This window comes from Rhodococcus sp. 06-1474-1B (assembly GCF_002258885.1).
Lineage (GTDB): Bacteria > Actinomycetota > Actinomycetes > Mycobacteriales > Mycobacteriaceae > Rhodococcoides > Rhodococcoides fascians.
This window is the reverse complement of the sequence record NZ_NOYR01000012.1, coordinates 1-5,272: the sequence shown is the minus strand read 5'-3', so window position 1 is coordinate 5,272 and position 5,272 is coordinate 1. Positions and strand designations below refer to the sequence as shown.

Here is a 5,272-nt window from a genome sequence, read left to right as displayed (position 1 = left end):
GTGTGTGCGTGTTCTTTGAGAACTCAACAGTGTGTCGATGAATGTCAGTGCCGAATTTTATTTGGTGAAAGCATTCGATGTATCAGCCATCCGCTTGTGGTGGTTGTTGTCGAGTGCTGTTTCAAAAATGCTAGTTGAGTTTATTTGCTAGTGATTTGACTCTTTATGTTTATGACTGATTTGCAGTTTCGACTGTTGATCGAGAGTCTTTTACGGAGAGTTTGATCCTGGCTCAGGACGAACGCTGGCGGCGTGCTTAACACATGCAAGTCGAGCGGTAAGGCCTTTCGGGGTACACGAGCGGCGAACGGGTGAGTAACACGTGGGTGATCTGCCCTGCACTCTGGGATAAGCTTGGGAAACTGGGTCTAATACCGGATATGACCGCATGCCGCATGGTGTGTGGTGGAAAGATTTATCGGTGCAGGATGGGCCCGCGGCCTATCAGCTTGTTGGTGGGGTAATGGCCTACCAAGGCGACGACGGGTAGCCGACCTGAGAGGGTGACCGGCCACACTGGGACTGAGACACGGCCCAGACTCCTACGGGAGGCAGCAGTGGGGAATATTGCACAATGGGCGGAAGCCTGATGCAGCGACGCCGCGTGAGGGATGAAGGCCTTCGGGTTGTAAACCTCTTTCAGCAGGGACGAAGCGTGAGTGACGGTACCTGCAGAAGAAGCACCGGCTAACTACGTGCCAGCAGCCGCGGTAATACGTAGGGTGCGAGCGTTGTCCGGAATTACTGGGCGTAAAGAGTTCGTAGGCGGTTTGTCGCGTCGTTTGTGAAAACCCGGGGCTCAACTTCGGGCTTGCAGGCGATACGGGCAGACTTGAGTGTTTCAGGGGAGACTGGAATTCCTGGTGTAGCGGTGAAATGCGCAGATATCAGGAGGAACACCGGTGGCGAAGGCGGGTCTCTGGGAAACAACTGACGCTGAGGAACGAAAGCGTGGGTAGCAAACAGGATTAGATACCCTGGTAGTCCACGCCGTAAACGGTGGGCGCTAGGTGTGGGTTCCTTCCACGGGATCTGTGCCGTAGCTAACGCATTAAGCGCCCCGCCTGGGGAGTACGGCCGCAAGGCTAAAACTCAAAGGAATTGACGGGGGCCCGCACAAGCGGCGGAGCATGTGGATTAATTCGATGCAACGCGAAGAACCTTACCTGGGTTTGACATACACCGGAAAACCGTAGAGATACGGTCCCCCTTGTGGTCGGTGTACAGGTGGTGCATGGCTGTCGTCAGCTCGTGTCGTGAGATGTTGGGTTAAGTCCCGCAACGAGCGCAACCCTTGTCTTATGTTGCCAGCACGTAATGGTGGGGACTCGTAAGAGACTGCCGGGGTCAACTCGGAGGAAGGTGGGGACGACGTCAAGTCATCATGCCCCTTATGTCCAGGGCTTCACACATGCTACAATGGCCAGTACAGAGGGCTGCGAGACCGTGAGGTGGAGCGAATCCCTTAAAGCTGGTCTCAGTTCGGATCGGGGTCTGCAACTCGACCCCGTGAAGTCGGAGTCGCTAGTAATCGCAGATCAGCAACGCTGCGGTGAATACGTTCCCGGGCCTTGTACACACCGCCCGTCACGTCATGAAAGTCGGTAACACCCGAAGCCGGTGGCCTAACCCCTTGTGGGAGGGAGCCGTCGAAGGTGGGATCGGCGATTGGGACGAAGTCGTAACAAGGTAGCCGTACCGGAAGGTGCGGCTGGATCACCTCCTTTCTAAGGAGCATTCTCCAGAACATGTACCAGCACACAGGTGCTCGGATGATGGACTGGCAGAGACCGTTTCGTTCCCACACGTGGAACGGCGGGAGCTCACGGGTGGAACACTGACAACCAGTTCCTGTAGAACGCGAAACCATGTTTCGCCGGCAGGGACTATATCGATGCACTGTTGGGTCCTGAGAGAACACGCGAAAGCATGTTTCTTTCAAGGCAAGACATATACAGAATTCAGATGGTGGTCATACCGCGCTTCTTTCGGGAAGTGGCTGGTGCTGCTGTGAGTCTGGGTTGTGTGTGTTGTTTGAGAATTGCACAGTGGACGCGAGCATCTTTGTTGTAAGTAATGAAGAGCGTACGGTGGATGCCTTGGCACCAGGAGCCGATGAAGGACGTAGGAGGCTGCGATAAGCCTCGGGGAGCTGTCAACCGAGCTGTGATCCGAGGGTGTCCGAATGGGGAAACCCAGCACGAGTGATGTCGTGTTACCCGCATCTGAATATATAGGGTGTGTGGAGGGAACGTGGGGAAGTGAAACATCTCAGTACCCACAGGAAGAGAAAACAATAGTGATTCCGTGAGTAGTGGCGAGCGAAAGCGGATGAGGCCAAACTTTGTGCGTGTGATACCCGGCAGGGGTTGCGTATGGAGGGTTGTGGGGTTTGCATTGTCGATTCTGCCGGATCGGCCGACAGTGAGAAATTGTGGTGTTAGTCGAAGTGGTCTGGAACGGCCTGTCGTAGAGGGTGAGAGTCCCGTAGACGAAAACATTGCAACTGTCGTTGTGGATACCCAAGTAGCAGCGGGCCCGTGAAATCTGCTGTGAATCTGTCGGGACCACCCGATAAGCCTGAATACTCCCTGGTGACCGATAGCGGACTAGTACCGTGAGGGAAAGGTGAAAAGTACCCCGGGAGGGGAGTGAAATAGTACCTGAAACCGTGCGCTTACAATCCGTCAAAGCCGGTGCATGACTTGTCATGGCTGGTGATGGCGTGCCTTTTGAAGAATGAGCCTGCGAGTTAGTGGCATGTCGCGAGGTTAACCCGTGTGGGGTAGCCGTAGCGAAAGCGAGTCCGAATAGGGCGTATCCACCTTGTGTGGTGTAGTGGCGTGTTCTAGACCCGAAGCGGAGTGATCTACCCATGGCCAGGTTGAAGCGACGGTAAGACGTCGTGGAGGACCGAACCCACTTAGGTTGAAAACTGAGGGGATGAGTTGTGGGTAGGGGTGAAAGGCCAATCAAACTCCGTGATAGCTGGTTCTCCCCGAAATGCATTTAGGTGCAGCGTCACGTGTTTCTCACCGGAGGTAGAGCTACTGGATGGTCTAGGGGGCCTACAAGCTTACCGAAATCAGCCAAACTCCGAATGCCGGTGAGTGAGAGCGTGGCAGTGAGACTGCGGGCGATAAGGTTCGTAGTCGAGAGGGAAACAGCCCAGATCGCCAGCTAAGGTCCCTAAGCGTGTACTAAGTGGAAAAGGATGTGGGGTCGCGAAGACAACCAGGAGGTTGGCTTAGAAGCAGCCACCCTTGAAAGAGTGCGTAATAGCTCACTGGTCAAGTGATCCTGCGCCGACAATGTAGCGGGGCTCAAGTACACCACCGAAGCTGCGGCACTCACACAATAGCCCGCTGAATCCTTGCGAGGGTTCAGCCAGGTGTGTGGGTGGGTAGGGGAGCGTCGTGCAGCCATGGAAGCATCGGAGTGATCCAGGTGTGGAGGCTGCGCGAGTGAGAATGCAGGCATGAGTAGCGAAAGACGAGTGAGAAACTCGTCCGCCGAATGACCAAGGGTTCCTGGGCCAGGTTAATCCGCCCAGGGTGAGTCGGGACCTAAGACGAGGCCGACAGGCGTAGCCGATGGACAACGGGTTGATATTCCCGTACCCGTGTAACCGCGCCCATGGTGAATCAGTGACACTAACCACCCTGAATCCATATGACCGATCTCTTTCGAGAGTGAGGCGTGTGGTGGATGCGTGGGACCTGATCTGGTAGTAGCCAAGCGATGGGGTGACGCAGGAAGGTAGCTGGGCCAGTCAGTGGTTGTACTGGTGTAAGCCTGTAGGGCGAACGGTAGGCAAATCCGCCGTTCATGAAGCCTGAGAGGTGATGCGTAGCCGATTGAGGCGAATTCAGTGATCCTATGCTGCCGAGAAAAGCCTCTAGTGAGTTGTTACACGGCCCGTACCCCAAACCGACACAGGTGGTCAGGTAGAGAATACTAAGGCGATCGAGATAACTATGGTTAAGGAACTCGGCAAAATGCCCCCGTAACTTCGGGAGAAGGGGGGCCCCTGCCGGTGATGGAACTTGCTTCCTGAGCTGGTGTGGGCCGCAGAGACCAGTGAGAAGCGACTGTTTACTAAAAACACAGGTCCGTGCGAAGTCGTAAGACGATGTATACGGACTGACGCCTGCCCGGTGCTGGAAGGTTAAGAGGACCGGTTAGCCAGTAATGGCGAAGCTGAGAATTTAAGCCCCAGTAAACGGCGGTGGTAACTATAACCATCCTAAGGTAGCGAAATTCCTTGTCGGGTAAGTTCCGACCTGCACGAATGGCGTAACGACTTCTCAGCTGTCTCAACCATAGACTCGGCGAAATTGCATTACGAGTAAAGATGCTCGTTACGCGCGGCAGGACGAAAAGACCCCGGGACCTTCACTACAGCTTGGTATTGGTGTTCGGTTCGGTTTGTGTAGGATAGGTGGGAGACTGTGAAGCGGTGACGCCAGTTACTGTGGAGTCGTTGTTGAAATACCACTCTGATCGTATTGGATACCTCAACCTCGGACCATGATCTGGTTCAGGGACAGTGCCTGGTGGGTAGTTTAACTGGGGCGGTTGCCTCCTAAAATGTAACGGAGGCGCCCAAAGGTTCCCTCAGCCTGGTTGGCAATCAGGTGTCGAGTGCAAGTGCACAAGGGAGCTTGACTGTGAGACTGACAAGTCGAGCAGGGACGAAAGTCGGGACTAGTGATCCGGCACCGGCAAGTGGAAGCGGTGTCGCTCAACGGATAAAAGGTACCCCGGGGATAACAGGCTGATCTTCCCCAAGAGTCCATATCGACGGGATGGTTTGGCACCTCGATGTCGGCTCGTCGCATCCTGGGGCTGGAGTAGGTCCCAAGGGTTGGGCTGTTCGCCCATTAAAGCGGCACGCGAGCTGGGTTTAGAACGTCGTGAGACAGTTCGGTCTCTATCCGCCGCGCGCGTAAGAAACTTGAGGAAGGCTGTCCCTAGTACGAGAGGACCGGGACGGACGAACCTCTGGTGTGCCAGTTGTTCCACCAGGAGCACCGCTGGTTGGCTACGTTCGGAAGGGATAACCGCTGAAAGCATCTAAGCGGGAAGCCTGTTCCAAGATGAGGTTTCTCACCCCCTCGAGGGGGTAAGGCCCCCGGCAGACCACCGGGTTGATAGGCCAGAACTGGAAGTACAGCAATGTATGCAGGTGACTGGTACTAATAGGCCGAGGACTTACCACAAAGAAGCTACGCGTCCACTGTGCAATATCTGAAACAACACACGAGTAGTT

At 55.1% G+C, this 5,272-nt stretch carries 2 rRNA genes; both read left to right on the top strand.

The window, feature by feature from the left end:
- Positions 1-209 precede the first annotated feature (209 nt).
- Positions 210-1,727 (top strand): 16S ribosomal RNA (locus tag CH266_RS03220).
- Between the two features lie 340 nt (positions 1,728-2,067).
- Positions 2,068-5,222, top strand: a 23S ribosomal RNA gene (locus CH266_RS03215).
- The 16S and 23S rRNA genes sit together here, the layout of an rRNA operon.
- Positions 5,223-5,272: the final 50 nt, after the last annotated feature.